The following is a 1,219-nucleotide window of genomic DNA, read 5'->3' as shown; positions in this document are numbered from 1 at the left end:
GGGCTCGGGTGGGTCAGGAGACCGTGCGGGTGCGGAGTTTGACGAGGTCGGTGGGGGTCAGGCCCAGGCCGTCCGTCAGGAAGGCGCCGAAGGAGCCGTAGTCGGCCACGGCCTGGTCGCGGAAGGCCGCGAGGTACGCGGGGCGGACTTCCTGGAGCGGGATCAGCAGGTCCGGGTTCTGCATGTACCCGGCCGCCTTGACCTGGTCGCGCAGGGCCTTGTCCGACGCGGCGCGCAGGCTGTTGGAGAGGAGGTAGTCCTGCTCCGCGGTCGCGGCCGGGACGCCGACGGCGCGCAGGACCGTGTCCGCGAGGACGCCGGTGCGGTCCTTGCCCGCCGAGCAGTGGAAGGAGACCGGCCGGGTGGAGTAGGCGATGTCCTTGATCGCCGCGCCGAGCTGGGCGCGGTTCGCCGGGTTGGTGACGAAGCCCTTGTAGAGGGCGGTCATGCGGGCCTCGGCGGCGCCGTTGCCGAGCTGGGCCTGCTGCTGGACCGGGTCCTTGCTGCGGACGACACCGCCGATGAACGCGAACAGGCTGGTGTCGTCGACGGGCCGGGCCACCGCGGTCACGCCCGCCGGGAGCTTGTCGGTGCCGTCCGCCTGGATCTCGGGGGCGGTCCGCAGGTCGACGACCTTGCCGAGGCCGAGTACGGCGAGGGCGCTCACGCCGTCGGTGGTCAGTCTGGAGAGGGTCTCGGTGCGGTAGACGGTGCCCCACTTGGTGGTTCTGCCGTCGTACGTGCGGTAGCCGCCGAGGTCCCGGGCGTTCACGAGACCCGGTACGGACAGGACGCGGCCGGCGGTGGTGGAGCTCGACGCCGGGGCGGCCGGGGTCGCGGCGGCGGCCGCGGGAGCCAGGGGGACGGCGAGGGCCAGGACGACGGCGGACGTGCCGAGGGCACGGGAGATCGATCGCAACGAGCGCACGGGGTGGGTCCTTCCTTGGGCGGGGGCGGGAACGTGACGCGCGGATCCTCGGAGCCGGAGATGGTGACGGAATGAAGAACTGACGAACTGTCAGCATCTTTGGAGTGGCAAAGTGCGTCACCAGGGCCTGAAGTGTCAAGGCCTGTGCATCGGCAGCCGTGCAGGGACCCGGAAGTCGCGGGGTGGCCGGAAAGCGCTCACAGGGGCAGGGGCTTCGCGGCTAGGCTGCGGCGGTTTCTGCTTGCCGATCTTGGGGGAGTACGGGTGCGGGGGAAGCGTCTTGTCATGGCG

Annotated in this window: 1 protein-coding gene; it reads right to left on the bottom strand. The window is 71.5% G+C overall.

What is annotated here, in order from left to right; genetic code table 11:
• Window positions 1-13: 13 nt before the first annotated feature.
• Window positions 14-928 carry a tyrosine-protein phosphatase gene (locus tag EF918_RS35910; protein ID WP_221889800.1) on the bottom strand — a complete coding sequence of 305 codons (915 nt, stop codon included), beginning with the start codon at window positions 926-928 and terminating at the stop codon, window positions 14-16.
• Window positions 929-1,219: the final 291 nt, after the last annotated feature.

Source organism: Streptomyces sp. WAC06614 (assembly GCF_003949795.1).
Lineage (GTDB): Bacteria > Actinomycetota > Actinomycetes > Streptomycetales > Streptomycetaceae > Streptomyces.
The sequence above is the reverse complement of the archived record's forward strand: the minus strand, read 5'-3'. Positions and strand labels throughout refer to the sequence as shown.